Origin of the sequence: Mesorhizobium sp. NPDC059054 (assembly GCF_042739215.1) — a bacterium.
In the GTDB taxonomy this organism is placed as follows: Bacteria; Pseudomonadota; Alphaproteobacteria; order Rhizobiales; family Rhizobiaceae; genus Mesorhizobium.
Genome location: NZ_JBHYHV010000001.1, coordinates 679905 through 706716 on the forward strand (window position 1 = coordinate 679905; position 26812 = coordinate 706716).

Annotated in this window: 27 protein-coding genes; 11 read left to right on the forward strand and 16 right to left on the reverse strand. The window is 61.0% G+C overall.

Translation table 11 applies throughout. The annotated features are described in order from the left end of the window. Positions 1–154 precede the first annotated feature (154 nt). Positions 155–2797, reverse strand: coding sequence for an aminopeptidase N (gene pepN / locus ACFWXH_RS03205; RefSeq protein WP_379117454.1), 2643 nt, complete (start codon positions 2795–2797; stop codon positions 155–157). 156 nt (positions 2798–2953) lie between these two features. Between pepN and ACFWXH_RS03210 the strand changes: the two genes are divergently transcribed. Further along, entirely contained in the window at positions 2954–3094 is a 141-nt protein-coding gene (locus tag ACFWXH_RS03210; RefSeq protein ID WP_379117456.1) for a hypothetical protein, read from the forward strand. Next, positions 3091–4041 (forward strand): DMT family transporter, encoded by a 951-nt coding sequence (locus ACFWXH_RS03215; protein WP_379117458.1) that lies wholly within the window; start codon positions 3091–3093, stop codon positions 4039–4041. Before ACFWXH_RS03210 ends, ACFWXH_RS03215 begins: the two co-directional genes overlap by 4 nt. Here the strand turns inward: ACFWXH_RS03215 and ACFWXH_RS03220 are convergent, their stop codons facing one another. Further along, positions 4042–4860 carry a helix-turn-helix domain-containing protein gene (locus tag ACFWXH_RS03220; RefSeq protein WP_379117460.1) on the reverse strand — a complete coding sequence of 273 codons (819 nt, stop codon included), beginning with the start codon at positions 4858–4860 and terminating at the stop codon, positions 4042–4044. Between the two features lie 203 nt (positions 4861–5063). On the opposite strand from ACFWXH_RS03220, the gene ACFWXH_RS03225 reads away from it, so the two are divergent. After that, a complete protein-coding gene (locus ACFWXH_RS03225) occupies positions 5064–5453 on the forward strand; it encodes a hypothetical protein (RefSeq protein ID WP_379117462.1) in 390 nt (129 codons plus the stop codon). A gap of 67 nt (positions 5454–5520) precedes the next feature. On the opposite strand, the gene ACFWXH_RS03230 is transcribed toward ACFWXH_RS03225, so the two are convergent. The 3 genes from ACFWXH_RS03230 to ACFWXH_RS03240 form a co-directional block, all read right to left on the reverse strand. Further along, a complete protein-coding gene (locus ACFWXH_RS03230) occupies positions 5521–6405 on the reverse strand; it encodes a uracil-DNA glycosylase family protein (RefSeq protein ID WP_379117464.1) in 885 nt (294 codons plus the stop codon). Between the two features lie 131 nt (positions 6406–6536). Next, on the reverse strand, positions 6537–7181 hold the full coding sequence (locus ACFWXH_RS03235) for a hypothetical protein (protein ID WP_379117466.1): 645 nt from the start codon (positions 7179–7181) through the stop codon (positions 6537–6539). A gap of 53 nt (positions 7182–7234) precedes the next feature. After that, positions 7235–7879: a hypothetical protein gene (locus ACFWXH_RS03240; RefSeq protein ID WP_054308847.1), complete on the reverse strand. Its 645-nt coding sequence runs from the start codon at positions 7877–7879 to the stop codon at positions 7235–7237. Positions 7880–8105: 226 nt separating this feature from the next. On the opposite strand from ACFWXH_RS03240, the gene ACFWXH_RS03245 reads away from it, so the two are divergent. The 3 genes from ACFWXH_RS03245 to ACFWXH_RS03255 all read left to right on the forward strand — a co-directional run bounded on the left by ACFWXH_RS03245 (position 8106) and on the right by ACFWXH_RS03255 (position 11207). Beyond that, positions 8106–9785: an electron transfer flavoprotein-ubiquinone oxidoreductase gene (locus tag ACFWXH_RS03245; protein WP_379117468.1), complete on the forward strand. Its 1680-nt coding sequence runs from the start codon at positions 8106–8108 to the stop codon at positions 9783–9785. A 117-nt stretch (positions 9786–9902) separates the two neighbouring features. Further along, positions 9903–10505, forward strand: a complete 603-nt coding sequence (locus tag ACFWXH_RS03250; RefSeq protein ID WP_379117470.1) for a DUF922 domain-containing protein — start codon at positions 9903–9905, stop codon at positions 10503–10505. A 93-nt stretch (positions 10506–10598) separates the two neighbouring features. Then, the gene (locus ACFWXH_RS03255) at positions 10599–11207 is read left to right on the forward strand and encodes a DUF922 domain-containing Zn-dependent protease (protein WP_379117472.1); all 609 of its coding nucleotides are present in this window, start codon (positions 10599–10601) and stop codon (positions 11205–11207) included. Positions 11208–11224: 17 nt separating this feature from the next. Here ACFWXH_RS03255 and ACFWXH_RS03260 read toward each other — a convergent pair whose 3' ends face one another. From ACFWXH_RS03260 to ACFWXH_RS03275, 4 genes are all read right to left on the reverse strand, one after another. Continuing rightward, a complete protein-coding gene (locus tag ACFWXH_RS03260; protein WP_379117474.1) occupies positions 11225–12727 on the reverse strand; it encodes an AMP nucleosidase in 1503 nt (500 codons plus the stop codon). A 194-nt stretch (positions 12728–12921) separates the two neighbouring features. Further along, positions 12922–13116, reverse strand: a complete 195-nt coding sequence (locus tag ACFWXH_RS03265) for a hypothetical protein (protein ID WP_054309437.1) — start codon at positions 13114–13116, stop codon at positions 12922–12924. Positions 13117–13139: 23 nt separating this feature from the next. Further along, positions 13140–13298, reverse strand: coding sequence for a hypothetical protein (locus ACFWXH_RS03270; protein WP_379117476.1), 159 nt, complete (start codon positions 13296–13298; stop codon positions 13140–13142). Positions 13299–13511: 213 nt separating this feature from the next. Continuing rightward, positions 13512–13853: a DUF2147 domain-containing protein gene (locus ACFWXH_RS03275; RefSeq protein ID WP_379117478.1), complete on the reverse strand. Its 342-nt coding sequence runs from the start codon at positions 13851–13853 to the stop codon at positions 13512–13514. Positions 13854–14306: 453 nt separating this feature from the next. Between ACFWXH_RS03275 and ACFWXH_RS03280 the strand changes: the two genes are divergently transcribed. The 3 genes from ACFWXH_RS03280 (at position 14307) to ACFWXH_RS03290 (ending at position 17363) form a co-directional block, all read left to right on the forward strand. Next, on the forward strand, positions 14307–14573 hold the full coding sequence (locus tag ACFWXH_RS03280; RefSeq protein WP_379117480.1) for a sel1 repeat family protein: 267 nt from the start codon (positions 14307–14309) through the stop codon (positions 14571–14573). A gap of 304 nt (positions 14574–14877) precedes the next feature. Then, positions 14878–16002: a branched-chain amino acid ABC transporter substrate-binding protein gene (locus tag ACFWXH_RS03285; RefSeq protein ID WP_379117482.1), complete on the forward strand. Its 1125-nt coding sequence runs from the start codon at positions 14878–14880 to the stop codon at positions 16000–16002. Positions 16003–16238: 236 nt separating this feature from the next. Continuing rightward, a complete protein-coding gene (locus tag ACFWXH_RS03290; protein ID WP_379117484.1) occupies positions 16239–17363 on the forward strand; it encodes an ABC transporter substrate-binding protein in 1125 nt (374 codons plus the stop codon). An 80-nt stretch (positions 17364–17443) separates the two neighbouring features. Here ACFWXH_RS03290 and ACFWXH_RS03295 read toward each other — a convergent pair whose 3' ends face one another. The 5 genes from ACFWXH_RS03295 to ACFWXH_RS03315 form a co-directional block, all read right to left on the reverse strand. Beyond that, positions 17444–19396: an acetyl/propionyl/methylcrotonyl-CoA carboxylase subunit alpha gene (locus ACFWXH_RS03295; RefSeq protein WP_379117486.1), complete on the reverse strand. Its 1953-nt coding sequence runs from the start codon at positions 19394–19396 to the stop codon at positions 17444–17446. A gap of 26 nt (positions 19397–19422) precedes the next feature. Further along, positions 19423–20244, reverse strand: coding sequence for an alpha/beta fold hydrolase (locus tag ACFWXH_RS03300; protein WP_379117488.1), 822 nt, complete (start codon positions 20242–20244; stop codon positions 19423–19425). Positions 20245–20287: 43 nt separating this feature from the next. Then, on the reverse strand, positions 20288–20695 hold the full coding sequence (locus ACFWXH_RS03305) for a VOC family protein (RefSeq protein WP_379117490.1): 408 nt from the start codon (positions 20693–20695) through the stop codon (positions 20288–20290). 132 nt (positions 20696–20827) lie between these two features. Continuing rightward, positions 20828–21196 (reverse strand): hypothetical protein, encoded by a 369-nt coding sequence (locus tag ACFWXH_RS03310; RefSeq protein ID WP_379117492.1) that lies wholly within the window; start codon positions 21194–21196, stop codon positions 20828–20830. Positions 21197–21327: 131 nt separating this feature from the next. After that, complete coding sequence (locus ACFWXH_RS03315; RefSeq protein ID WP_379117494.1) at positions 21328–22935, reverse strand: carboxyl transferase domain-containing protein; 1608 nt, start codon at positions 22933–22935, stop codon at positions 21328–21330. 240 nt (positions 22936–23175) lie between these two features. On the opposite strand from ACFWXH_RS03315, the gene ACFWXH_RS03320 reads away from it, so the two are divergent. After that, a complete protein-coding gene (locus tag ACFWXH_RS03320; RefSeq protein ID WP_379117496.1) occupies positions 23176–23568 on the forward strand; it encodes a hypothetical protein in 393 nt (130 codons plus the stop codon). Between the two features lie 255 nt (positions 23569–23823). Further along, positions 23824–24972: a PcfJ domain-containing protein gene (locus tag ACFWXH_RS03325; RefSeq protein WP_379117498.1), complete on the forward strand. Its 1149-nt coding sequence runs from the start codon at positions 23824–23826 to the stop codon at positions 24970–24972. Positions 24973–25010: 38 nt separating this feature from the next. Here ACFWXH_RS03325 and ACFWXH_RS03330 read toward each other — a convergent pair whose 3' ends face one another. Both ACFWXH_RS03330 and ACFWXH_RS03335 read right to left on the reverse strand, forming a co-directional pair. Further along, positions 25011–26174 (reverse strand): isovaleryl-CoA dehydrogenase, encoded by a 1164-nt coding sequence (locus ACFWXH_RS03330; protein WP_379117500.1) that lies wholly within the window; start codon positions 26172–26174, stop codon positions 25011–25013. Beyond that, positions 26155–26787, reverse strand: coding sequence for a TetR/AcrR family transcriptional regulator (locus ACFWXH_RS03335; RefSeq protein WP_379117502.1), 633 nt, complete (start codon positions 26785–26787; stop codon positions 26155–26157). The genes ACFWXH_RS03330 and ACFWXH_RS03335 overlap by 20 nt, the downstream gene beginning before the upstream one ends. Between the last annotated feature and the right edge of the window lie 25 nt (positions 26788–26812).

The following is a 26812-nucleotide window of genomic DNA, read 5'->3' on the forward strand; positions in this document are numbered from 1 at the left end:
TTTCCCCGATGATGATCCGGCAACACCGTACTTCCGAATCGCCATTAAAGAATCAAAGGTGATTCGCCTTGTCCAGTGGGGGGAGCGAAAAAAGATTGAAGATTCAGTAAATCGGCCGACGTTTTGAGCGTCGGCCTCCGATTTCGACCTTCAGCTAGGCCAGCGTGCGCTCAACGATGTCTTTCAGGTCGGCTGAAAGCTTTTCCTGTTTGAGGATCGACACCAGCGCCTCTCGTGCCTTGCCCTGCCGTATGGGTTCCAACGAGCGCCATGACCGCATCGCTGTGGCAAGCCTTGCGGCAACCTGCGGGTTGCGCTTTTCGACCTCCAGGACGATGTCGGCGAAGAAGCGATAGCTTTCCCCATCGGCACGGTGGAAGCCGGTCTGGTTGGCACCTGCAAAGGTTCCGATCAGGGCGCGCACGCGGTTTGGATTGCCGATCGAAAAGGCCGGATGTCTGGTCAGCGCCCGGACCGTCTCCAAGGCGCGCGGCCCCGGCACGCCGGCCTGGATGATGAACCATTTATCCATCACCAATGCATCGCTCGAATACTGTTTCTCGAACTGTTTCAAGGCCTTGTCGGCCTGAGCGGAATCAGTATGACGGTGAGCGAGAACGGCGAGGGCCGCTGCCCTGTCCGTCATGTTGGTGGCGTTGTCGAAGTGGTCGGCGGCAAGGTGGGCGCCACCGGGCAGCAGCGCAAGGTAGTCGAGCAGAACGTTGCGCAACGCGCGCCGGCCCGCACCGTCTGCGTCGGGCCGGAACGGCCCGCTGTCGCGCAACTCTTCGTAGAGATGCTTGAAGCCCTGTTCGTTGGCCGCAGCTATGGTGCGGGCGCATGCCTGGCGCGCTTCCAGGATGGCATCGGGGTCGATCCCCTTGCCGATATCGCGCGCGATATCGGCTTCGCCCGGCAAGGTCAGCGCCAGCGCCCGGAACGCCGGCTCCAGCGATGTATCCGCGGCTATGCGCCCGGCCACAGCATTGAGATGGTCGCCGAATTCCGGCTGCTTGCCACCAAGGATATTGCGAAAAGCGGCAACGAGGGCGTCGGTGAGCAGCGTGTTGAAGGCCTGCCAGCGTGAGAAGGCATCGCTGTCGTTGCCTGCGAGGAAGATCAGGTCTTCCGGCTTCTGTTCCAGCGAAAGCGTGATCGGTGCGGAAAAGCCGCGGTTCAGCGAAAGCGCAGGCCGCTCGGCGATGCCGGTGAAACGCACCGTCTGGTGCCGCTTGCGCAGGTGGATGACACCGTCCTCGACCGTTGCGCCATCGGCGCTTCCGTACGGCAAATCCCTGCCATCGGCTCCAACGAGGCCGAATGCCAGCGGGATGTGCATCAGACGCTTGCGGCTCTCGGACGGCGTCGGAGCAAGCGACTGCTCGATCTCGAGGGTGAACATATGCGCGTTCTGATCGTAACTGGAACTCACCGTCACATACGGTGTACCGGCCTGATGGTACCACAGCGCGAATTGGGAGAGGTCGCGGCCGGACACGTCCTCGAACACTTTCAGGAAATCATCGATGGTGGCAGCCTCGCCATCATGGCGCTCGAAATAGAGATCCATCCCGGCACGGAAGGTGTCGGCGCCCAGAATGGTGCGGATCATACGCACCACTTCCGAGCCCTTTTCGTAGACGGTCGCGGTGTAGAAGTTGTTGATCTCGCGATAGCGGCGCGGCCTCACCGGATGCGCCAGCGGCCCCTGGTCTTCAGGGAACTGGTGGGCGCGCAGCGTGCGCACTTCGGCGATGCGCTTGACGGGGCGTGAACGCTGATCGGCCGAGAACTCATGGTCGCGATAAACCGTCAGCCCTTCCTTCAGACAAAGCTGGAACCAGTCGCGACAAGTGATTCTGTTTCCTGTCCAATTGTGAAAATATTCATGCGCGATGATCGCTTCGATATTGGCGAAATCGGCATCGGTCGCAGTCTGCTCGTCGGCCAGAACATATTTGTCGTTGAAGATGTTGAGGCCCTTGTTCTCCATCGCGCCCATGTTGAAATCGGACACGGCAACGATGTTGAAGACTTCGAGATCGTATTCGCGGCCGAACTTCTCTTCGTCCCATTTCATCGAGCGCTTCAATGCATCCATCGCATAGCCCGCAAGCGCTTCCTTGCCGTGCTCCACATAGATGCCGAGATCGACCTTGCGTCCCGACATGGTGGTGAATTCATCGGCCACCCTGCCGAGGCTGCCGGCGACAAGAGCGAACAGGTAGCTCGGTTTCGGGAAGGGATCGTACCAGACGGCGAAATGCTTGCCGTCGGGAAGGTCACCATGTTCGATAGGGTTGCCGTTGGAAAGCAAAAGCGGCGCCTCGTTGCGATCCGCCTCGATGCGCACGGTATAGACCGACAGGATGTCGGGCCGGTCCAGGAAATAGGTGATGCGGCGAAAGCCCTCTGCCTCGCATTGCGTGCAGTAGACGCCGCTTGAGCGGTAGAGGCCCATCAGCGTGCTGTTCGTCGACGGGTTCACATCCGTTTCGATGGTCAGCCGGAAGGGCTTGGCGGGTGGCGCGAAGATGGTCAGTTGGTCCGGTGTCGCGGCATAATCGGCCGTGCCAAGCGCCTTGCCATCGATCGAAACGCCGACAAGCTTCAGTTCGTCGCCATCCAGCACGAGTGCCGCTCCCGCAGCCACGCCTTGCCTGCGTTCCATGGTGAGCGTGGCGGTAACCCGGGTCGCATCCGTGGAGAGCGAGAAGATCAGCTCGGTCTTTGGGATCAGATAGTCGCTGGGACGATAATCTTCGAGCCTGAAGACCTGGCCGGTATCTGTGCGCATCCGTCGATTTTTCCTGATGATTTCGGCGTAGCCAGCATCCGCTGGGGCAATATAAAAGGGGTTGCGGCTCTTTACACGAAACCGTCCCTCGACAAAACTACCGGCACGCTTATCTCCTGGCTCTTCCAGCCTTCTCCGATCCCCTATGAGGTTGCCATGACTGTCGTCACCCCCAGATTCGGGATGGGCGCTTCGGTTCGCCGGGTCGAGGACAATGCCCTCATCCTTCGCGATTTGCGATCGAGCGTTACACCGGCGCGCATCCGGTGGGCGATGCGGGACGCCGACATGCAGTGACGTCAAATACATCTTCCGTCCAGCCGCGCACGCTGTTCGGCATCACCCTGAAGATCCTGTCGGTTTCGGTGTTCGTGGCAATGTCCTCGCTGATCAAGGCGGCTGGCGAGCTGCCTGCCGGCCAGATCGTCTTCTACCGTTCCTTCTTCGCCATCTTCCCGATCCTGATCTTCCTCGGTTTCCGGCGCGAATTGCGCACGGCCTTTTCCACCAGACGTCCGCTCAATCATATCGCGCGCGGCGTCGTGGGTGTCTGTGCCATGGGCTTCGGCTTCTTCGCCCTGACGCGTCTGCCCCTGCCTGAAGCGATTACGCTCAACTATGCACAGCCCCTGCTGGTGGTGGTGTTCAGCGCCATCTTCCTGCGGGAGACCATCCGTATCTACCGCTGGGGCGCGGTCGTCGTCGGCCTCATCGGCGTTGTCATCATTTCCTGGCCTACGCTCACCTTGCTGCGTTCCGGCGCTGCGCTCGGCGACCAGGAAGTGCTGGGTGTGATCGCCGCTTTCATCGCGGCAGGGATCTCGGCGGTTGCCATGCTTCTGGTGCGAAGCCTTGTGCACAGCGAACGCACGGCAACCATCGTTTTGTGGTTCTCGCTGACAGCCAGCATTCTGGCGCTGCTGACCATTCCGTTCGGCTGGCAGGCGCTGGCAACCAGACAGATCGTGCTGCTTATCCTGGCCGGCTTCTGCGGCGGATTGGGACAGATCCTCATGACTTCGGCCTATCGCCATGCCGAAGCTTCGGTCGTGGCGCCATTCGAATACACCTCGATGCTGCTCAGCATCGTCGTCGGTTATCTTGCCTTTGGCGATGTGCCGACGCTGCATATGCTGGTGGGCGGTGCGATCGTGGTTGCCGCCGGCCTTTTCATCATCTGGCGCGAGCGGCAACTGGGTCTCGAGCGTGCGGCAGCGCGGAAGGCCTCGCAGCCACCCGGCTGATCAGGCTTGCCCTGCCGCCTTCGCCCTCTCCAACGCGAGGCGGCTCAAGGCCTGTCGTGTTTCTTCGTCAGCAGGAAAGAAGGTTTCGATCGCCAGTTCCGAAAGCGTCACGTCGAGCGGCGTGCCGAACACCGTGGTCGTGCTGATGAACGACAGCACCGTGTCGCCAAGCCGCAGACGCAAGGGATGGACGATTGCATTGGTCTCCAGCTTGGGTGGCCGTGTACTCGAATGGACGGGGTAGGCGCGCAGTTCCTCCTCGAGCGCTTCGAGGACTGGGTCGGCCGAGGCCTCGATCTGCTGTTTCAGCCGTTCCAGAAGATGCGCGCGCCATTCGGCCAGATTGGCGATGTTGGGGGCGACGCCCTTCGGATGCAGGCTGAGCCGCAGCACATTCACCGGTGCCTGCAGCAGGGACGGGTCACCGACGCCTGCGAGCATCGGCGCAAGGGCGTCGTTGGCGGCGACGAGATTCCAGTGTCGGTCGACGGCCAGCGCAGGAAAGGGCTCATGTCCCTTCAGCACGAGTTTCACGGCGTCCATTGCCGGGGCGAGATCGGGATCGGTCAGCGAACGTTCGCCAAAGGAAGGCGCGAAACCGGCGGCGAGCAGGATCTGGTTGCGCTGCCTCAGCGGCACCGACAGCTGTTCGGAGAGCCGCAGCACCATGTCGCGCGACGGCAGGGCGCGACCACTCTCGACAAAACTCAGGTGCCGCTGCGAGATTTCGGCTTCCATGGCGAGATCGAGCTGGCTCATGCGTCGGCGTGTGCGCCATTCGCGAATGAGAGAACCGGCGGAAGTCTGGGTCGTGTTCATGGAAATCCTGTTTCGTCGAACGAGAGGCGGCGGCCTGTGCGCTTTCGCCTGGGGAGGCGATCGGGTCGGGTGGCTGCAAATCTATGACTTGGGAAAATTCATTTCCATTACCTGGCGCGTAATCGCCGTCGCCGAACCGGCCTGTCAATCTCCGCTCATCAGATGCCGGACGGTCCGCTGCATCGTGAGACAGGAGAAAGACCATGCAGATTTCCGTTTCCCCGTTTCTTCGCAATGTGCTGCTGCTCGACGCGCTGGCGAGCGGCGCGACTGCGATCATCTTGCTTGGCGGTGCCCATATGCTGAGCCCGCTGCTGGGTATTCCCCAGAGCCTGCTGTTCTGGGCGGGTGCCGCGCTGGTGCCATTCGTCCTGATGGTGCTTGCGGTTTCGCGCCGGCAGACCGTATCGCGCACCATGCTGGTCGAGATCATCGCGATCAATGCGTTGTGGGTCGTCGCCAGTTTCGGCCTGTTGGTCTCCGGCGTTGTCTCGCCGAACCTGCTCGGTATTGCTTTCGTCAGCGCTCAGGCCATCGCCGTGGCCCTGTTCGCCGAACTGCAATATGTCGGCCTGCGTCGCCAGGCAGCTTGATAAAAGGCGCATGCCTGAGCGGTTTGAGCAACTCGTCTGCCCGGGGCAATCCCGGGCAGATCGTGATTCACGAGAGCGAGCGCAGTTTCATCTTCACCTCGACGAAATCGCGCCAGGCCAGTCGCTTGTGCGCCGGGGTGCGCAGCAGATAGGCCGGGTGCAAGGTCGGCATCGCAGGAATCGCCGCGCCGCTTGCCGTCGTATGGGCTCGCCAGTTGCCACGCAGTCTGAGGATGCCTTCGGTGGTGTTGAGCAGTGTCTTTGCCGAAGGGCCGCCGAGATTGACCAGGACCTTTGGTTTGACCAGTTCGATCTGCCGTTCAATGAATGGCCGGCAGATTTCCGTCTCGTGCGGGGTTGGGGTGCGGTTGCCCGGCGGACGCCAAGGGATGACGTTGGCAATGTAGGCAGAGGTTCGGTCGAGGCCGATCGCTGCCAGCATGCGGTCGAGCAATCGCCCCGAGCGGCCGACGAAAGGCAATCCCTCCAGATCCTCGTCGCGTCCGGGGGCTTCGCCGACCAGCATCAGGGCTGCGTTCGGATTGCCATCGGCGAAGACGAGGCTCTTGGCTGTAAATTTCAGGTTGCAGCCGTCGAAGCCGGCCATGGCTTCACGCAACTCATCCAGGTTGGAAGCCCCGGTGGCGAGCTGGCGCGCGAGCTGTACCTGTGCTTCGTCGGGCACCGCGGCCACGGCCGGAACACGCTGGGCGGGAGGCGGAGCGGCCGGGTTGTTTTCCGCAAAGGCCGGCGCACCCGCAGACTGATTGCGACGATCCGGGGAGGACGGCTGTTCGGGAGCGGAAGCCGCACGCGCGGCGCTGCGGGCTTGCGCCGCCTCGGCGAAGCGGTCCACCGGCTCTTCCGTCAAGGCCTCATCGACCCCGGCCTCCGCATAAAAGGCCAGCAACTCGTAGAAGTCCGGTCGGTTGTGGGAAGGGGCGGCATTCATGGCCGCACCATCTTCCGACGGGCGCCAAATTGCAAGCTCGGGGCAGGTTGTGTTCGGCTGGTTCAACCCATTTGATCCTGCCTCCGACCTATCGGCAGGGGATGAAGACCGATCCGGTATTCGGCACGAGCTCAACTCGAGGGGACATGCGGCTCTTGCACCATATAGATTGCCAAGTGCGGCGTGTAGTCGGTGACCAGGAATTCGAATTCCGCGACATGTCTGGGATCGGCAAGGCCATTCTTGAACAGGAGCCGGTCGTAGGGGCGCATTTCCCTGTGGTATTCAGCATAGTTGGCCGAATGGATGTTGTCGGGGTTCACATTGCGCTGGTCGAAGGAAAGCCCGTCGGCATCGTCGCTCGGGTAGTCGACGGCGGATTGAAGTTCGAACGCGAACTCGATCCAAGGCTCGCCGCTGTTGTTGAGCGCGTTGATGCGCAGGTAAAGCTGTCCGGAGGCATAGTCCCCGGAGGGATCGAAGGGCACGGTTGGCCGCGTGGTGCGAATGGTCAGCGTGACGGGCGCTGGTGAATCCAGCTCTTCGTCGATCACAGCGGGGTCGTTGCGTGTCCCTTTGCCGGAAACGTTGGTGATATGGAAACCGCCGAGTTCGTCCGAAACGGAATAGGGGCCGCAAGACCAGGCCTTGTGCCCGTCGGCGTGGCTTGGCGACGGTGCCGCTGCGAGAAAACCGATAAGGATCGCGAGCAACACCAGGCCACGGGTGGCGGGAGGGCGCCACAGTGGAAACAGTGTCCGGATGGTACTGCTCATGAGACGAGTATGGCTGATGGCGAGCTTTTCGAAAAGCTCGCCACAATGAGCCATCAACTCGACGGGATGCGCGGATCCTGCATCAGATAGAAGGTCCAGCGTGGGGTATAGTCGGTGATAAGAAATTCGAATTCTGCCGTTTCCCGTGCATCGACCTTGCCTTTGGTGAATAGCAGCCGGTCGTAGGGTTCGAAATTGCGGTCGAAAGTCGCGAAATTTGAGGACGCTATATTTTCGGGCGTCTTGTTGCGCTGGTCGAAGGAAAGACCGTCGCCGAACACGCTCGGCTGGTCGAGGACTTCCTGCAGTTCGAACTGGAACTCCACCCAGGGATGGCCGCTGCTGTTGAGCGTGTTGATGCGCATGTAGATGATGCCGCTGGCATAGTCGCCCGTGCTGTCGAAGGGCTGGATCGGCTTGATCGTGCGGATTGTCAGGGTCACCGGCGTCGCTGAACTGAGTTCCTCGTCAATGACGATCGGGTCCTTGCGCGTGCCCTTGCCGGAAACGCCCCTGATGCGGAAGCCACCGAGTTCGTCGGAAAAGGAATAAGCTCCGCTTTCCCAAACCTTTTGTTTCTTTTGAGCCTGGCCCGGAGAGACTAACAGGAGAAAACCGAGGACAGCCGCCGGCCACAGCAGGCCTGAAGCGGAACAGAGGCGCGATGTTGCTAAGCCGGCTGGCCCATGAATGCGCATGAACAGGACTATGACCGATATCCGGTGTCTCGAAAAGCGTCAGTTTTCAAGCATGTCGCGTAATTGACGTTTACGTGAACGTAAAATATTCTGGAAAACGTGACGGCTTCACCTGTGGCGAATGCGGTGCCGTCGTTCCGTGCCGGTTTCGCGTCGCGGAATGATGCGCTATGGAGCGCATGAGCCAGCAATATGCCGGAACGGCAAGCCAGTGCGGAGGGACCTGATGAGCGAAATCGAACGCGAGAGCATGGAATTCGACGTGGTGATCGTCGGCGCTGGGCCGGCGGGGCTCGCCGCAGCGATCAGGCTCAAGCAGGTCAATCCGGATCTTTCCGTCGTGGTGCTGGAGAAAGGCGGCGAAGCAGGCGCCCACATCCTGTCCGGCGCGGTCGTCGATCCGATCGGCATTGACCGTCTTCTGCCCGGCTGGCGCGAGGACGGGGATCATCCGTTCAAGACAGAGGTCACGGCAGACCATTTCCTTGTGCTGGGACCCGCCGGTTCGTTCCGGCTGCCGAATGTCCTCATGCCGCCGCTGATGAACAATCATGGCAACTACATCGTCTCGCTGGGCAATGTCTGCCGCTGGCTGGCTGGCAGGGCAGAGGCTCTGGGCGTGGAAATCTATCCCGGCTTCGCCGCTGCCGGCCTTCTCTACAATGAGGAAGGCGCGGTCACCGGTGTCTACACCGGGGACATGGGGGTGGAGAAAGACGGGTCGCACGGGCCGAACTTCGCGCCCGGTATGGCACTGATGGGCAAATATGTGCTGATCGGCGAGGGCGCACGCGGTTCGCTCGCCAAACAGCTCATCGCCAAATACCAGCTTGATGCCGGCCGCGAGCCGGCCAAGTTCGGCATCGGTCTCAAGGAACTGTGGCAAGTCAAGCCGGAGAATCACAAGCTGGGTCTCGTCCAGCATTCCTTCGGCTGGCCTCTCGACATGAAGACCGGCGGAGGCTCCTTCCTCTATCATCTCGAGGATAACCAGGTGGCGGTCGGTTTCGTCGTCCACCTCAACTACAAGAACCCATATCTGTCGCCCTTTGAGGAATTCCAGCGTTTCAAGACGCATCCGGCCATCGCGCCGACCTTTGCTGGCGCCAAGCGTCTCGGCTACGGCGCCCGCGCCATCACCGAGGGCGGCTGGCAGTCGGTGCCGAAGATGTCCTTCCCGGGCGGTGTTTTGATGGGCTGTGCCGCCGGCCTCGTCAACGTGCCGCGCATCAAGGGTTCGCACAACGCCGTGCTGTCCGGTATGCTCGCCGGCGAGCATGTCGCGGAAGCCATTGCCGCCGGTCGCGCCAATGACGAACTCGCTTCCTATGAGGAAGCCTGGCGTGGCAGCGACATCGGCAAGGACCTCAAAAAGGTACGCAACGTCAAGCCGTTGTGGTCGCGTTTCGGCACCATCGTCGGCGTCGGCCTTGGTGGCCTCGACATGTGGCTGAACACGCTGTTCGGTTTTTCGCCCTTCGGCACGCTCAAGCACGGCAAGACGGATGCCGCTTCGCTCGAGCCGGCATCGAAACATCAGAAGATCGTCTATCCGAAGCCCGATGGCGTTCTGACCTTCGATCGCCTCTCTTCGGTCTTCCTGTCCGGCACCAACCACGAAGAGGACCAGCCGGTCCACCTTCAGGTCAAGGATGCGACATTGCAGGTGAGCTCGGAACATGACGTCTTCGGCGGCCCGTCGACGCGTTACTGTCCGGCTGGTGTCTACGAATGGGTGGATGCCGAAGGCAACGCCGCGGCTGATCCGTCAGCCAAGGATGTGCGCTTCGTCATCAACGCGCAGAACTGCGTGCACTGCAAGACCTGCGACATCAAGGACCCGAACCAGAACATCAATTGGGTGCCGCCGCAGGGTGGCGAGGGCCCGGTCTACCAGAACATGTAGTTTCGAGAGTAAGGCGCCAAAAGGAACCTAAGCGCCTTAATTCGACCGCAAGGCAGCTTTTATCATCCTGTGCTCGCACCCCAAGAGTAATAAACTGGGCGAGCCGGGAGGGTATTGATGCGCCGGTCCATTTTCTGCAGTCTCGCCGTGCTGGCGGTAGTTGGCACGCTGCCAGGCATCGCAATGGCCGGTTCCAAGGTCGTCACCCACATCCGCACCTATGACATCGAAGGCGAGAGTGGCAAGGCGCTGATCGAAGCCATGGACAAGAGCGGTCCCAAGCACGGGTTCTTGACCCGAGCGATTGCGCAGACTTCCTACACCGTCGAGTGGGACTTCGACCTGAAGGCCAAGGCGGATGTCTGCCATCTCAGGGCCGCCAGCGCGACGCTGGACATGACCTATATGTATCCGCGCGTGACGACGCCCATGTCGCCGGCGCTGCGCAAGCGCTGGCAGCGTTTCTTCGCTGGCGTGCGGGCGCATGAGCAGACGCATGGCCGCATCGCCAGGCAGGGAATAGCCGCTGGCGAACGCGCCGTTGCAAGTCTTGCCGTTGCCAACGACCCGCACTGCATCAAGACGCAGCGTGAAGCGCAGCGGCGGGTCGATGCGATCTACGACGAATACGAGGCCAAGCAGGTCGTCTATGACCAGCGTGAGCATCGCGAAGGTGGTCGTGTGGAAGCTTTGGTCGCCAAACTTGTAAAAGATCGCTGAGGCCCGCGGCTTCGGCCTTCATTTCCACTTTGATCGTTGCCTTTCCGCCTTCTATGGTGCGCGCGCAAAACCGCATCATGGCCAGGGGACGGCATGACTCCAAAGACTGGGCTTGGGATACTGACGCTGACGGCATGTGCGGCAGTGCTTCTGGTGGTCGCACCCGCTGCCGCTAAGACGATCGAGCAGGAGAAACCCTACGCCGTCACTGGAACAACCGGTGCCGAACTCTACGCATCGATCGGCCAGAACGGGCCACAAGTGGGAAGAAGCGGTGGCCGTGTCATCGCGCACACCTTCTTCAAGCTCACATGGAGACGAAACTACGTGCCGGAAAATGGCGGCTGCACGCTGAAGTCAGCAACGCCAACGCTCATCATCACTTACACGCTGCCCAAACCGGCAAATCCGTTGCCGCCAGTGGTGCAGAAACGCTGGGATATCTTCATCGAAGGTCTTCGTCGCCATGAGAAGGTGCATGGCGAGCACATCAAGGCGATGCTGGCGCGTATCGAACAGACCACCATCGGCGTGTCCGTGTCCAAGGATCCCGGTTGCCAGAAGATCCGCCGGGAAATCCAGAAACCGCTTTCCGACGCTTCAATCGCGCAGCGTCAGCAAAGCCGCGATTTCGACCGCATCGAGATGGGCTCGGGCGGAGTGATTCAGCGGCTCATCCTCGAATTGGTGAACGGTGACTGACGGCTGGTGCCGGTTGTCTATTGAAATGCGGTTTCCGAGAAGGAGCGCAGCTTGCGCGAATGCAGTCGCTCCATCGGCATTTCAGCCAGCTTCTGCATGGCGCGGATACCGATGGTGAGATGCTGCGACACCTGCCGTTTGTAGAATTCGGTTGCCATACCCGGAAGTTTCAACTCGCCATGCAACGGCTTGTCCGAAACGCATAGCAGCGTGCCGTAAGGCACACGGAAACGGAAGCCGTTGGCCGCGATGGTCGCCGATTCCATGTCGAGGGCGATCGCGCGCGATTGCGATAGCCGCTGTACAGGCCCGCGCTGGTCGCGCAGTTCCCAGTTGCGGTTGTCGATGGTGGCGACCGTGCCGGTACGCATCACCCGCTTGAGATCGTAACCGGCAAGCCCCGTCACCTCGGCCACTGCCTCTTCAAGCGCCACCTGCACCTCCGCAAGCGCCGGCACCGGCACCCATACAGGCAGGTCGTCGTCCAACACGTGGTCTTCGCGAACATAGGCGTGCGCGAGCACATAATCGCCCAGCGCCTGCGTGTTGCGCAGGCCGGCGCAGTGGCCAAGCATCAGCCATGCATGCGGACGCAGCACCGCGACATGGTCGGTGATCGTCTTGGCGTTGGAGGGGCCGACGCCGATATTGACCATGGTGATGCCGCCGTGGTCGCCGCGCTTCAGATGGTATGCAGGCATCTGCGGCAGGCGCGGTGGCGCCACACCTTCGCTTGCCGTCGTTGCGCCGGGTTTCGTCACCACATTGCCCGGCTCGACGAATTCCGTGTAGCCCTCGCCACCCTTCGCCATCAGATCGCGCGCCATCGCGCAGAATTCGTCGATGTAGAACTGGTAGTTGGTGAACAGCACGAAGTTCTGGAAATGCTGCGGGCTTGTCGCCGTGTAGTGCGTCAGCCGGTGCAGCGAATAGTCGATGCGTTGCGCGGTGAACGGCGCCAGCGGTCGCGGGTCCCCCAGCGCTACCTCGAAGGTGCCGTTGGCGATCTGGTCATCGGTTCCGTCGAGATCCGGCACGTCGAACAGGTCGCGGATCGGGCGGCGGATGCGCTCGGCTGCCGCGCTGTCGACATAGGTTCCTTCGAGAAAGGCGAAATGCACCGGGATCGGCGTCTCCGATTCCGAAACGATCACGGGTACGCCATGGTTGCGCATGATCAGCCGGAGCTGTTCTGTCAGATAGCTTTGGAAAAGATCCGGTCGGGTGATCGTGGTCGAGAACTGGCCGGGGGTGGGCATGTGCCCATAGGCCTGGCGCGAATCCACCTGGGTGAAGGAATTGGTGACGACGCTCACCTCGGGATAGAAGGCGCGGTAGCGTTTGTCGTTATCGCCACCGGCGGCCAGCGCCGAGAAGGAATCGCGCAGGAACTTGGTGTTGCGTTCATACAGCGTATGCAGCGCCTCGACGGCCTTGCCCGCATCGTCGAAGGATTGCCGGGCATAGGGCTCCGGCATGACCACGGTTTCGATGGCTTGTGGGTAGATTCGGTTTTCCATGACCCATTATAGAGATGGAAAATGACAGTTGGGAGGGGCAGCCTCGCCAAGTCGGATTTGTATCTGCTTTTTTAGATGTGGTTGAAAGTTCTGCACTTCAACGCATGCCCCCGAGAATCGGCTTCGATTTCGGACCATACGCCAGATCAAACTGACGGAGCGTCCTTTATGCGTCCCGATGGACGCACGGCACTCTAACCGCGCTGCAGGCTCACCAGCAGCACCAGCCCGAGCCCCTTCTTCTGGAGTGCCGGTGCTTCGATGGTGGAGCCGGCATTGGTGCGCATCGTCGGCACAGCCAGGACTGGAGCCGCCAGAAGCATAAGGATCAGCGTCGCGCGCGGCAGAAGCTTCAAGGCGGCGAGGGCGTTTTGGGCAAACGAGGTCATGGCGGTTTTCGTGTTGTTGTCGGTCAATCGGCTGCAAATGAACTGGAGCAGGCGATGCCGCATCGCAGGCCTGCCAGGTCCCAATCGCCACCTGGACGCTTGTGTTCGGCGACCAGGATCGCGAAACCCATGCCGAACAGCGCCGTCAGCAGGCAGACGATGGTGAAGCGGCGCGCGAACATCTGGGTGTCTCTCCTTCAATGCTGGGGAGAATGCCCGAACGCGGCTGAACCCCTTCTGAGGTTGCCGTTCATCCACTGTTCAAAATGATTGACGGGAACTGGGACGTTGCGTCTCCTTCTTCCGAGGAAGGGGGAGAGGCACCGCAATTGACCGCATAAAAAAAGGCGTTTCCGGATCCGGAAACGCCCTGCTGTCATCCGCTTACAGGCGGGCTATAGTTTGTTCCAGGTCTGGCTCTTGCAGATCAGGCCGCCCAACACGCAACCGCTCATCTTCAGAGAGCTGCCGGAGAGCGAAGCCTTACCGTTATAGGTCTTGTCGGTTTCCGGGTCGGTGATGGTGCCGGCATATTTGCCGTCGCCGGCTGCCTTGAAGGAACCGATCGTCTTGCCGGCATGCTTGCCGGTCTTCAGAGTGATCGAGAACGAGCCGCTGCCCGAGATCGCGGCGGTCGCGCCGGATGCGGTCTTCCAGTTACCTTCGATCGGATCGGCGAGCGCCACACCCGACATGATCAATGTGGCAGCGAGTGCCAGGCCCACTTTGCGAAACATCGAGTTCCTCCTCCCTTTGCGCTTCAACTGGACACAGGGTCCAGCCTCTCCATCCCTTACGCCTGGTGAAGCTAATCCAGTCCCTGACAAAACAAAAGCCGTGCCGCTGGGGAAGGAAAGGGGGTTTCTTTGATCTCCGGAAGGCCGTCTGAAACCACGATTTTGACTTCTTACCAAAATGGAAGCTTCGCCGTGGTTAGCGAAACCTTGTTTTCGCATCCGCGAATTTTCATCGAATTTGAGCGGAAACCCAGCAATTGCGCTCTTCCTATCCTTAACGGTTTCTCACGTTTACTTCTTGTTTTAGCTTTGTTTTCCTCAAATTAAGCACGCCGTTTAACGACGGATTCAAGCGTCCCCGGCATCCTTCGAAGCATCGGAAGAGCGCACGTCCACACCAAGAAACGGACGGCGGCTTTCAGGAGCAAACAGGGTCAGACAAGGGGATTTCAAATGGCACGTTTCGAGATGCTTGAAGCAGGGATCGGCACGATGGGCGCAACCGCGCAGGCCGACATTCTCTTCGAACTGGGCATGATGTACGCGACCGGCCGCGATTGCGAGACCGATGTCATCGCTGCTCACAAATGGTTCAACATTGCGGCCATCAAAGGTTCGCTGCGCGCTGCGGAATGGCGCTCGGAACTCTCGTCCGCCATGTCCAAGGGCGAGATCGCACAAGCGCTGCGCGATGCGCGCGATTGGATGACGACGCACTGATTTCCGTTCCCAAAAAGGACGGCAACACCGCTCCAACGGTGATCATAAGTGAGAGAAGACGGCCGGCAATCCGGACCGTTCGGAAAACAGGGAAGATGACGTCTCCAGCGTTAAGCGGAGAGCGGTCAACGAGAAAAACCGCGACCGGTCGTGACAAGACCGGCGCGGTTTTCGCTTTCGGGGAACGATGCGCTGGGCCGAATTTGACCATACATTGCTGTATGGAGGTCTTGACGAAGAGGGGTTTTTTCTCTCATTCCAACCATGCGCCGCCAAACGGCGCGCAACAAATGGGAGAGTCGAATTGAAAACACCAAAATTACTGGGCGTATCCCTGCTCGCCGCGGCGCTCAGCGCCTCGGCGGCTTATGCCGAAGATATCTCCATCGCGGTGGTTGGTCCGATGACGGGACAGCTCGCCACGATCGGTGATCAGTTCAAGCAGGGCGCGCAAGCCGCCGTCGAGGCGATCAACGCCGCGGGTGGCGTGGAGGGGCGTCAGATCAAGCTGGATGTCGAAGATGACCAGTGCGACCCCAAGCAGGCGGTTTCGGTAGCCAACCGTATTGTCGGTAACGGCGTCAAGTTCATCGACGGGCATGCATGTTCAGGCTCGAGCATTCCGGCCTCCGCCGTCTATGCGGAAGCTGGTGCGCTGATGATGAGCCCCGCCTCCTCCAACCCGATCATGACCGACGACGCAGCCAAGAAGGGCTGGTCGACGATCATGCGTCTCTATACTCGTGACGATGCGCAGGGCGCTTTCGTCGGCCCCTGGATCGCGAAGAAATACGCGGGCAAGAATGTTGTCGTTCTGCATGACAAGAGTGCCTACGGTCAGGGTGTCGCCGATGCGGTGAAGCAGACCATGAACGAGGGCGGCTTGAAGGAAGTCCTCTACGAAGGCATCAACGCGGGTGAGAAGGACTATTCGGCGCTCGTCACCAAGCTGAAGGAACTGAAGGCCGACGTCGTTTATTTCGGCGGCTATCATCCGGAAGCCGGTCTGATCCTGCGGCAAGCCTCTGAGCAGAGTTTCAAGTTCCAGCTCATCATGCCGGATTCGATCGCCAGTCCGGAATTTTGGCAGGTTGCCGGCCCGGCCGGCGAGGGCACGATGTTCGTGTTCCCGTCCGATCCGCAGGCGCGGCCGGAAGCCAAGGACGCCATTGAGAAGATCAAGGCCAAGGGCTTCGTGCCGGAAGGCTTCACGCTGTTCTCCTACGCCACGATCCAGGCTTTCGCCGAAGGCATCAAGCGTGCAGGTAGCGACGATCCGGCCAAGGTCGCCGCTGCACTGAAGGACGGTAAGCCGATCAGCACCGTCGTGGGCGAGGTGATCTTCGACGAGAAGGGCGACCTGAAGAACGCCAAGTATGACATCAATCAGTGGCATGACGGCAAATACGCGCCGATCAAGCTGGACTGATCTCGGGCAAGTTCATAGCCAGAAGAGATGGCCGGGCTCGCCCTGGCCATTTCCGACTTCAAACGGTTCGCAACTAGACCGGCACGATTTTTCACGTTTCATCAGATGAATTGATCTTTGCATTAACCGGACGCATGCAATGCCGTCCGGATGGACTTGACGAACTGCAAATTTTTGCGCCCATTGCACGCAAGCGCAGCCGGGAGGGCTTGCGCAAAGCAATGGGAGGGTTCGAGTTGAAAACAACAAAATACCTGGGCGCAGCCCTGTTCGCCACGGCGCTCGGCGCTTCGGCGGCTTACGCGGAAGACATTTCTATCGCTGTCGTCGGTCCGATGACCGGCCAGCTCGCTCCGATCGGTGATCAGTTCAAGCAGGGCGCCAATGCCGCTGCCGCAGCGATCAACGAAAAGGGCGGCATCGGCGGCAAGAAGATCAAGATCGTCGTCGAGGACGACGCTTGCGATCCCAAGCAGGCCGTTTCGGTCGCCAACCGTATCGCGGCCGCAGGCATCAAGTTCGTCGATGGCCACGCCTGTTCCGGCTCCACCATCCCGGCGTCCGCCGTCTATGCCGAGAATGGCATTGTCATGATCACGCCGGCTTCATCCAATCCGGAGCTGACGGAAGCCGCCTTCAAGAAGGGCTGGCCGACGATTCTGCGCCTTTACATCCGTGACGATGCGGGCGGCAACTTCGTCGGTCCATGGATCGCCAAGAAATACGCCGGCAAGAATGTCGTGCTGCTGCACGACAAGAGCGCCTATGGCCAGGGCGCGGCGGATGCGGTGAAGAAGACCATGAATGAGGGCGGCCTCAAGGAAATCGCCTACGAAGGTATCAACGCCGGTGAGAAGGACTATTCGGCGCTGGTCACCAAGCTCAAGGAACTGAAGGCCGATGTCGTCTATTTCGGCGGCTATCACCCGGAAGGTGGTTTGATCAAGCGTCAGGCCAAGGAACAGAACTTCGATTTCCAGTTGATCATGCCGGACAGCCTTTCCAATCCGGAGTTCTGGCAGATCGCCGGCCCGGCTGGCGAAGGCACGATGTTCGTGTTTCCGTCCGACCCGCAGGCCAAGCCTGAGGCCAAAGAAGCCGTGGAGAAAATCAAGGCCGGCGGTTTCTCGCCGGAGGGCTTCACCCTGTTCTCCTATGGCGTCATCCAGGCGGTTGCCCAAGGTATCGAGCGCGCCGGTTCCGACGACCCGGCCAAGGTGGCCGCGGCTCTGAAGGACGGCAAGCCGATCAGCACCGTGGTTGGCGAAATCACCCTGGATGAGAAGGGTGATATCAAGGATCCGAAGTTCGACATCAACCAGTGGCACGACGGCAAATACGCGCCGATCAAGCTGGACTGATAGTCGCCGGTCTGAAGCTGAAAAAGAATGGCCGGGTTCGTCCCGGCCATTCTGTTTTCTAAGGGCTCTGTCGCTTCAGTTCAGGCATCCGCCTCAACGAACCGGACAAGAACGGTGCCGTCGGTCACTTGTGCACCCTCCGCCGCGATCTCGGCGATGATGCCATCATGGGGAGCAGCGATGGTATGTTCCATCTTCATGGCCTCGAGGATCAGCAGCGGTTGTCCTTTGACCACGGCCTCGCCTGGTCCCGAACGCACGACCTTGACCAGGCCTGGCATGGGCGCGCGTAGGTTTCCGGCGCCTGCGCCGGCATCGTCGGCCTTCGCGAGTGGGTCCGGCACACCAAAACTGTAGCCGGTGGCGCCGGAGAAAACAGTTACATGGTCGGGCCAGCGGGCAAGCCGTTTGCCGCCGCCGGCGCGCAGCGAATGGACGCCGTGGTCGGTCGCGACATCGAAACCACCGTCGGCGCGGGCGGTAACCCGGGCCATGATGACGTGCTCGCCTGACTTCAGCGCGATGTTTCGGGCACCGGCATGGAAATGGGCGTAGCCGACCAGAGATGACCATGGATCGGACGGATCGCGATGTTCCGCGACATTGGCGGCCGCGAGTGCCGCCGTTGCGATCACCTCGTCGCCCGGGGCGGGAACAGCGGTCAGCGCATCCTGCTTGCGGCCGATCAGGCCGGTGTCGACATCGCCCGCGGCAAAGTCTGTATCTGCGGCGAGGGCCGCAAGAAAGGCGGTGTTGGTAACCGAACCGGCGATTTCCGTATCGGCCAGCGTCGCCTCCAGTGCCGAAAGTGCGGCAGTGCGGTTATTTCCATGCACCACGAGCTTGGCGATCATGGGATCGTAATAGGGTGAAATGGCATCACCTTCGCGGACGCCTGTTTCGATCCGCATGGCGGCATTCGCAGGCGCTCGTTGAGGGAAGCGCAGATGGTGCAACGTACCGATCGCTGGCAGGAAACCTTTCGTGGCATCCTCCGCATAGAGTCTTGCCTCGAAGGCATGACCGGAAAGCGCGATCCCGTCCTGGGTCTTCGGCAGCTTTTCGCCGGAGGCGACGCGCAGTTGCCACTCGACCAGATCGATGCCGGTGACCATTTCCGTCACCGGATGTTCCACCTGCAGGCGCGTGTTCATTTCCATGAACCAGAAGCGGTCGGGCTTGAGGCCCTGCGAAGCGTCGACAATGAACTCGATGGTGCCGGCGCCGGAATATTTGATTGCCTTCGCCGCTTTCACCGCCGCTTCGGTCATCGCCTTGCGCAAGGCGGGCGTCATGCCGGGGGCAGGGGCCTCCTCGATGACTTTCTGATGGCGTCGCTGTGCCGAGCAGTCACGCTCGAACAGATGCACGGCGTTGCCGAAATTGTCTCCGAACACCTGCACCTCGATGTGGCGCGGCTTGTCGACGTATTTTTCCACCAGCACGCGGTCGTCACCGAAGGCGGCCTTGGCCTCGCGGCGGGCGCCGGAAAGGGCCTCCGAGAAGTCATCAGGGTCGTCGACGCGGCGCATACCCTTGCCGCCGCCGCCGGCGCGCGCCTTGATCAACACCGGATAGCCGATCTCGCGCGCCTTGGTGGCGAGCAGCACGATGTCCTGCGCCTCGCCGTGATAGCCAGGCACCACGGGAACGCCGGCTTTCTCCATCAGCCGCTTGGCGGCGTCCTTGAGACCCATGGCCCGGATCGAGTCGGCCGACGGGCCGATGAAGACCAGGCCGGCGGCGATCACCTGATCGACGAAATCCGGGTTTTCCGAAAGGAAGCCGTAGCCGGGGTGAATAGCTTCGGCACCCGTCTGTTTGGCCGCGGCAATGATGCGATCGCCCCTGAGATAGCTTTCGCCGACCGGAGAGGCACCGATATGCACCGCTTCGTCGGCCATGGCGACATGAAGCGAGGCTGCGTCCGCATCCGAATAGACGGCCACTGTGGTCACCCCCAGCCGGCGCGCCGTGCGGATGACACGGCATGCGATTTCACCGCGGTTGGCGATCAGAATCTTTGAGAACATCGGGGCCTCCAATGGCGAAAGGCGGCTCAAACGCCCTTCGCGAATTCCAACAGCAGCGAATTGAACTCCCGCGGCCTTTGCAGGAAAGGCGCGTGCTGCGCGCCCGCCATGCGCATGATCCTTCGCGACCACAGCGCGGCATAAGAAAGACCGTCGAAATAGTCGGGCCGGATGAAGACGTCATCGCGGCCGTTGACGATCGCAAGCGGCGTCTCGTTGGTTTTGACGATTTCCCGCTCATCCAACGCTTTGCCCGACATGACCGAGCCGAACATGATCTCGCGGGCACGGCCATCCGTGCGCTTGCACATGGCAAGCAGATGCGGATCGACATGTCCGTCCACCGCAGAGGTATGGGTGGCGTAGGCCAGAGCGTCGGCGTCCGTGAAGTCGCGCTTGCCGGTCAGGTTCTCGGCATTCGGATCGATGTTGAAGCCGGCCATCAAGCTTTCGACGTCTGCTTTCACCGGCGGGGTGCCGCTGATCATGAGGCCCTTGGCGCCAAAGCCGCGTCCGAGCATTTCCAATGCAATGTGACCGCCCAACGACCAACCGAAGATGGAGGGCCTATCCAGACCGAGCTGGCGAACAACCGCCTCGGCCACCTCGGCATAGCCGCCGAACGTATAGGTGTGGTTCGGGTCGCTCGCGTCCTCCGAGGCGCCGTGGCCGGGCAGATCGAAGGCGATCAGGCGGTAGCCGGTAAATTCAGCTGCCTCGAACTGCTTGGAAAACACTTCCTTGCAACTCGAATTGCCATGGATGAACAGAATGGCCGGGCCCTCCGCGCGCGATTGTGCGAAGGCGATCTTCGCGAAATCCGTCTCGACGAAACCTGTTTCGGTCATAGCCATTCCTGCTTGTTCTTCTTCATTGCCGCATGATCCGCGTCTATTTCGGTGTGATCACCACCGACGAAGCCGAGCGTTCGAACGGGCCATGGAAGACGGCCTCGATATTGTTGCCGTCCGGGTCGAACAGGAAAGCAGCATAGTAGCCTGGATGATAGCTGCGCTCGCCTGGCCCGCCATTGTCCTTGCCGCCGGCGGCAAGGCCGGCTTCGTAGAATTTAGCCACTGTCTCTCGATCGGGCACCTGGAAGGCGAGGTGCACCCGTGACGTCTGCCCCCTGGCGGCGTCGATCCACAATTCGTCGGCCGAAAAGAACGTGTCGCCTTCATGGATGGAATCGGAACGGCCGATTGCGCCGAGCACGGCGCGGTAGAAGCGCTTTGTCACCTCCAGGTTGGCTGCTCGAAGGTGGATATGGTCGATCAGGCGACCGCGATGGAATTGCATGGTCTTCTCCGATGATTGGCTATTGGAGGGCACAAAGTGTCGGACGAACCCAGCGCCGACCACCCCATTCGTGGCAGCGGCGGAACCGCGGGGCTGGCGTCATGCGCCAGCCCCGCGGGATCAAGGCATGGATCATTTGGAGGCTGCGATCTCGCAGCGGCCACCGTTTCTGACCTTGTAATGTTCGCGTGTCCGCACGCAGGATTCCAAAGCCTTCGCTTCGGCTGCTTCTTGAGACTTCGCGTTGAGCGAGGTTCCGCAGATGATGTACAGATCCACGACCCGCGAATAAGGCGTGGTTGCATAGGCGGAATGACCGCGAGCTGCCACATAGCCCTTCCAGGCCTTGGTGCAAGGATCCTTCACATTGCCTGATATTGTCGGCGGGAAGCGTTTGTCGCCCTCGCTGCCGGTCAAGGAACCTGCATTTGTTATATTTGGCGCTGCGGCAAGAAGCATGCAAGCAAGGAAGGATATATTCAAAGTTCGAAGATGTCGCAATTTTATCCCCATGAGCCCAGTGTGGAACATGGGAAGCAGTAGATGAAATTTCTGAGGTCGGCCAACTGAATTCTTGGAATCCTTCGCCGATGCCCGCGCGTGTTGGTGATGTACAAGATGAAAGCACGGGATCACATCCTGAAAACGCCGAATTTCGTGTCGTCGATGGGTGTGTTGAGCGCTGCCGACAGTGAAAGTGCCAGCACCTCGCGCGATCTTGCCGGATCGATGATGCCGTCGTCCCAGAGCCTCGCGGACGAATAGAGCGGGTGGCCCTCGCGCTCGTATTTCTCCAGCGTCGGGCGCTTGAATTCGGCCTCTTCCGCCGCCGACCAGGTGCCGCCCTTGCGTTCGATGTTCTCGCGCCGCACCAGCGCCAGCACCATGGCAGCTTGTTCGCCGCCCATCACCGAAATGCGCGCGTTCGGCCACATCCACAGGAAGCGGGGCGAATAGGCGCGGCCGCACATGCCGTAGTTGCCGGCACCGAAAGAACCGCCGATGATCATCGTCACCTTGGGCACCTGCGCGGTTGCCACCGCTGTCACCAGCTTGGCGCCGTCCTTGGCGATACCGCCCGCTTCGTATTTCTTGCCGACCATGAAGCCGGTGATGTTCTGCAGGAAGACCAACGGGATCTTGCGCTGGCAGCACAGTTCGATGAAATGCGCGCCCTTAACGGCACTTTCGGAAAACAGCACGCCGTTGTTGGCGATGATGCCGACGGGCATGCCGTGGATGTGGGCAAAACCGGTCACCAGCGTGGTGCCGTAATTCTGTTTGAACTCATCCAGCTCCGAACCGTCGACGATGCGCGCGATCACCTCACGCACGTCATAGGGCTGGCGCAGATCCGCCGGCACGATGCCATGGATCTCGCGCGGATCGTGGAGTGGTGCCACAGGGGCACGAAGATCGAGCCCGATCTCTTTCTTGCGGTTGAGATTGCGCACGATGCGGCGACAGATCGCCAGCGCATGCTCGTCGTCGAGGGCGTAATGGTCGGCCACGCCGCTCTCGCGCGTGTGCAGGTCGGCGCCGCCGAGCTCTTCTGCGCTGACGTCTTCGCCGGTTGCCGCCTTTACCAGTGGCGGGCCGCCGAGGAAGATGGTCGCCTGCTTGCGCACCATGATCGATTCATCAGCCATTGCCGGTACATAGGCGCCACCCGCGGTGCACGAGCCCATGACACAGGCGATCTGCGGAATGCCGGCCGCGCTCATATTGGCCTGGTTGTAGAAGATGCGGCCGAAATGCTCCCGATCGGGAAACACCTCGTCCTGGTTGGGTAGGTTGGCGCCGCCGGAATCGACCAGATAGACACAGGGTAGCTTGTTCTGCAGCGCGATTTCCTGCGCCCGCAGGTGCTTTTTCACGGTGAGTGGATAGTAGGTGCCGCCTTTGACTGTGGCGTCGTTGACCACCACCATCACCTCACGGCCCTCGACGCGGCCGATGCCGGCGATCATGCCTGCAGCCGAAATCGCATCGTCATACATGTCCCAGGCCGCGAATTGGCCGATCTCGAGGAAGGGCGAGCCCGTATCCAGCAACTGGGCCAGCCGGTCGCGCGGCAGCAGCTTGCCGCGCGCGGTGTGGCGCGCGCGTGCCTCTTCCGAGCCGCCGCGCTGTACCAGGGCCGCCTTGTCCGAAATATCGGCAACCAGCGACTGCATGCGTTCTGCATTGGTGCGGAAGCTTTCGGAGGAGGTGGAGATGGAAGACTGGATGACCGGCATATTTCCTCCTCACGCGCTCTTGCGGTGGTGTTGGTTTGGATGTATCAGCCACGCCCCGCATGCGGCTAGCCCCTCGGCGCCGCGGATGACACTGAGATGGAGGCGACGATGAAAGGCAGAATTCTGCTTTCTTGCGAACGTCGGCCTCGGGCGAGCGACCAAGCCGCCTGAGGGCGGCGTTTTTTTGGCCTGGAACATCAGCAAGTTTGAGGAGCGGCGCGCTGCGCCGCCTGTGTCGTCATGTATGTGCGGTTCGTTACGCCGCTCATCCATCCGCAGAGCCGGGTGGAGACCGGCTTTTTTCGGGCGTCCTGGTATCTGTATCGGAACGGTGCACCGGACTGGATTCTGCGGGAACTCGACGGCGAGTTCGACTGGTTCAACGAGCATCTGCCGATCCCGGGCCGGGTGGTGCGGCATTTCAAGCGACGCAACTCGATCTGGGGCGTTTGCTGGTTCAATCACGAGGCTCGCGAGATGATCGCCCGGGCGCACTATTGCGCCTGGCTGATCGAGGAGGGCGGGTTGCCTGTACGGTCGATCCAAGTTGGCCGCCATCGCGAAGTGCTCTGGCGCGACGCGCATCAGGTGGTGGTGAAGCCGACGCAGGAAATGCCGCGCGGTTTCTATTGAAGCGGTGGGGAGCCGAGTGCTCCCCGCCGACGTCACCGGCTTGTCCAAAGGGTCAGTTGCCTGAACGCAACAAGACATTATCCCATTGTAAATAAAAACCATTTCGTTCTTGTGTGAATTCCGCGAGCAGCATAGAGAGCTGCCCCGTTCGACCGAAAGGAGACCTGTCCATGACTGCAAGACCGAGTTCGACACATTCCGTGCCGGCGCTCGATCTGCGTCCGGCTGACAGAGTTTCATTGAGGATGAACGACCATGGCCAAGTCCATGATCAAGCGCCGGCGCGAGGCCGAGCGCGAACGTGTAGACCATTATGAAGCGACGCTGCGGCGTGCGCAGCGCGCGCCAAGGCCTGCCCCTGATTTCGCGCGCGCTCTGAGGGATGCTGCGTATGGTTTCACGGGCGTCTTGGCCCGCGAACCCGATGCTTGGCGCCCCAAGCTGAAGACGCGTGATCCCGCGCGCTTGCGGTTGGCTGCGGCACGTCACCTGTTCGCACGCTACCCGGTACCCTTCGCGCTGGAGGAAATCTGGCTCGATGGATCCGGCCTCAATGCGGACGAGATCGCGCTGCGCCGGCGCTGGTACGTGGTTGCCGCACGTGGCCGCTCGCTGTGGAAGGAAGAAGCGAAGGAGTGGCTTTCGCGCAAGGAAGTCCACTGGTTCCTCAGTTCGCCCGGCGACCTCGGCTTCGACGAGGCGATCTGGCTGGCCATTGCTCGCTCCTACACCGAGGATATCGGTGTGGCACGGCGTATCGCTCGTTCCAAGATCGCACGCACGCCGCGAGCTGGCTTCGCCTTCTGGCGGGAGGTCACGCGTTTCTTCTGTGCCAATCCGGCAACCGTCGCGGAAATTGACGATCTCTGCGACTATCTTGCCGCGCGGCACGAGCGGGAACCCGATTACAGCGTTGTCGGTCGCACGCTCGCTTCGCTGCGCCGCCAGATGCTCGAATGGCATCGCGATCTCGAAGCGGTTGCTCGGATTGAGGCAGCCCGTCGGCAAGCCTTCCGGGCCAAGGGCGGCGAGGACGAAGGGCGCTGGGCTGGCTCGCCGCTCGACGATTGGATCTGGAAACCGACTGCGGGAGAGGCGCGGGTGCGCAAGGAGCAGTTTGCGGTGACGCAGTTGGTTACCGCGGACGAGCTTGTGGCCGAATCCCGCGCCATGCACCATTGCGTGTCCAGCTACGCACAGAAGTGCGTTTCCGGTCAGGCGTCGATCTGGTCGTTGCGTCGAAGCGCGGCAGGGAACGCGAAACGCCTGCTGACGATCGAACTCAATCGCCAGCACCGGGCGGTGCAGATACGCGGTTTCGGCAACCGGCTGGCCAGTGCTGAAGAACTTCAGGTACTCGGCCGGTGGGCGAAAGCGATGGGTGTCGTGCTGCCAGAGCATTGAAAGACAGCCCGCGCGACAGAAATGTCGCGCGGTCCTCCTTATACCGCTTCAGCCATCATTTCGCGACCGATCAGCCAGCGGCGGATTTCGCTGGTGCCGGCGCCAATCTCGTAGAGCTTGGCATCGCGCAGCAACCTGCCGGTCGAATAATCGTTGATATAGCCGTTGCCGCCGAGCAGCTGGATGGCGTCGAGCGCCATCAGGGTCGCCTTCTCCGCAGCGAACAGGATGCAGCCGGCGGCATCCTTGCGGGTGGTCTCCTTGCGGTCGCAGGCTGCGGCGACCGCGTACACATAGGCACGACAGGCATTCATCGTCGTATACATGTCTGCCAGCTTGCCCTGGACGAGCTGGAAGGAGCCGATCGGCTGGCCGAACTGCTTGCGTTCGTGCACATAGGGCATGACCACATCCATACAGGCAGCCATGATGCCGAGCGGACCGCCGGCAAGCACAGTGCGCTCGTAGTCGAGGCCGGACATCAGCACTTCGACGCCGCGTCCTTCTTCATGGAGCACGTTTTCGAACGGTACTTCGACGTCTTCGAACACCAGCTCGCCGGTGTTGGAACCGCGCATGCCAAGCTTGTCGAGTTTCTGCGCTACCGAGAAACCCTTGGAGCTGCGCTCAATGATGAAGGCGGTGATGCCGCGCGAGTTCCGGTCCGGGTCGGTCTTGGCATAGACCACCATGGTTTCGGCGTCGGGGCCGTTGGTGATCCACATCTTGGTGCCATTCAGCACATAGCGGTCGTTCTTCTTTTCGGCGTGCAGGCGTAGCGACACCACGTCGGAGCCGGAACCGGGTTCCGACATGGCGAGCGCGCCGACGTGCTCACCAGAGCAGAGCTGGGGCAGGTACTTTTCCTTCTGTGCGGGTGTTGCCCAGCGGTTGATCTGGTTGACGCAAAGATTGGAATGCGCACCGTAGGAAAGGCCGACCGAGGCCGAGGCGCGGCTGATTTCCTCCATCGCCACCACATGCGCCAGATAGCCCATGCCCGAGCCGCCATAATCCGGGTCGGCGGTCATCCCCAATAGGCCGAGTGCGCCGAGTTCAGGCCACAAATGCGGCGGAAACTCATTGCTCGTATCGATCTCCGCCGCCAGCGGCGCAATCTTGTCCTGGGCAAAACGCTGCGTGAGATCGCGCAGAGCCTCGATATCCTCACTGAGCCCGAAATTAAGCGTGTGCGTGTACATGCCTTTGCTCCCCAGCAGGCTGTGGTGCGCCGACGAGGCGCATGGTCATGGCTAGATAGGTTTGTGTGACGCCATCGATGGACAGGCGTTCGCCGGGCCGATACCAGACGATGACACCGGTCATCATCTGGATCAGCGCCATGGCGGTGAGGCCGATATCGTCAACGGCAAAGACGTTTGCATCGGCGCCGTCGCGCAGGATGGTGCGCAATTCCTTCTCGTAAATCGTGCGCAGTTTCAGGATACGGGTCAGCCGCTCCGGCGCGAGACTGCGCAGCTCCATGTTGGAGACATGTGTCGAGGAACGGCGATCGATGTGGAAGGCGATGTGGTTTTCGACATAGGCGGCAAGCCGGATCACCGGATCCGCCGTGATGGGACGTGCCGCTTCCCATGCAGCCAGCAGCCCTGTCATATGATCCTGCATCAAGGTGTAGAGCAGATCTTCCTTGGTCGGGAAATACCGATAGAGCGCAGCCGCCTGTACGCCCACCTCCGCGGCCAGCTGGCGCATGGAGACCGCTTCGTAGCCGTGTCGCGCGATCAGCACCAGCGCCGCCTCGCGGATCGCCGCTTCTGTCCGTTCGCCATCCGAACCTGTCGTTCTGGCCATCATCTTCTCCTGACGGCTTCAAGAA

Bases quoted from the DNA above. Each gene is read 5' to 3' on its own strand.
- pepN (WP_379117454.1), bottom strand. From the start codon at position 2,797: ATGCGCACAGATACCGGCCAGGTCTTCAGGCTCGAAGATTATCGTCCC.
- ACFWXH_RS03210 (WP_379117456.1), top strand. From the start codon at position 2,954: ATGACTGTCGTCACCCCCAGATTCGGGATGGGCGCTTCGGTTCGCCGG.
- ACFWXH_RS03220 (WP_379117460.1), bottom strand. From the start codon at position 4,860: ATGAACACGACCCAGACTTCCGCCGGTTCTCTCATTCGCGAATGGCGC.
- ACFWXH_RS03225 (WP_379117462.1), top strand. From the start codon at position 5,064: ATGCAGATTTCCGTTTCCCCGTTTCTTCGCAATGTGCTGCTGCTCGAC.
- ACFWXH_RS03230 (WP_379117464.1), bottom strand. From the start codon at position 6,405: ATGAATGCCGCCCCTTCCCACAACCGACCGGACTTCTACGAGTTGCTG.
- ACFWXH_RS03235 (WP_379117466.1), bottom strand. From the start codon at position 7,181: ATGAGCAGTACCATCCGGACACTGTTTCCACTGTGGCGCCCTCCCGCC.
- ACFWXH_RS03240 (WP_054308847.1), bottom strand. From the start codon at position 7,879: ATGCGCATTCATGGGCCAGCCGGCTTAGCAACATCGCGCCTCTGTTCC.
- ACFWXH_RS03245 (WP_379117468.1), top strand. From the start codon at position 8,106: ATGAGCGAAATCGAACGCGAGAGCATGGAATTCGACGTGGTGATCGTC.
- ACFWXH_RS03250 (WP_379117470.1), top strand. From the start codon at position 9,903: ATGCGCCGGTCCATTTTCTGCAGTCTCGCCGTGCTGGCGGTAGTTGGC.
- ACFWXH_RS03255 (WP_379117472.1), top strand. From the start codon at position 10,599: ATGACTCCAAAGACTGGGCTTGGGATACTGACGCTGACGGCATGTGCG.
- ACFWXH_RS03260 (WP_379117474.1), bottom strand. From the start codon at position 12,727: ATGGAAAACCGAATCTACCCACAAGCCATCGAAACCGTGGTCATGCCG.
- ACFWXH_RS03265 (WP_054309437.1), bottom strand. From the start codon at position 13,116: ATGACCTCGTTTGCCCAAAACGCCCTCGCCGCCTTGAAGCTTCTGCCG.
- ACFWXH_RS03270 (WP_379117476.1), bottom strand. From the start codon at position 13,298: ATGTTCGCGCGCCGCTTCACCATCGTCTGCCTGCTGACGGCGCTGTTC.
- ACFWXH_RS03275 (WP_379117478.1), bottom strand. From the start codon at position 13,853: ATGTTTCGCAAAGTGGGCCTGGCACTCGCTGCCACATTGATCATGTCG.
- ACFWXH_RS03280 (WP_379117480.1), top strand. From the start codon at position 14,307: ATGGCACGTTTCGAGATGCTTGAAGCAGGGATCGGCACGATGGGCGCA.
- ACFWXH_RS03295 (WP_379117486.1), bottom strand. From the start codon at position 19,396: ATGTTCTCAAAGATTCTGATCGCCAACCGCGGTGAAATCGCATGCCGT.
- ACFWXH_RS03300 (WP_379117488.1), bottom strand. From the start codon at position 20,244: ATGACCGAAACAGGTTTCGTCGAGACGGATTTCGCGAAGATCGCCTTC.
- ACFWXH_RS03305 (WP_379117490.1), bottom strand. From the start codon at position 20,695: ATGCAATTCCATCGCGGTCGCCTGATCGACCATATCCACCTTCGAGCA.
- ACFWXH_RS03315 (WP_379117494.1), bottom strand. From the start codon at position 22,935: ATGCCGGTCATCCAGTCTTCCATCTCCACCTCCTCCGAAAGCTTCCGC.
- ACFWXH_RS03320 (WP_379117496.1), top strand. From the start codon at position 23,176: ATGTATGTGCGGTTCGTTACGCCGCTCATCCATCCGCAGAGCCGGGTG.
- ACFWXH_RS03325 (WP_379117498.1), top strand. From the start codon at position 23,824: ATGGCCAAGTCCATGATCAAGCGCCGGCGCGAGGCCGAGCGCGAACGT.
- ACFWXH_RS03330 (WP_379117500.1), bottom strand. From the start codon at position 26,174: ATGTACACGCACACGCTTAATTTCGGGCTCAGTGAGGATATCGAGGCT.
- ACFWXH_RS03335 (WP_379117502.1), bottom strand. From the start codon at position 26,787: ATGGCCAGAACGACAGGTTCGGATGGCGAACGGACAGAAGCGGCGATC.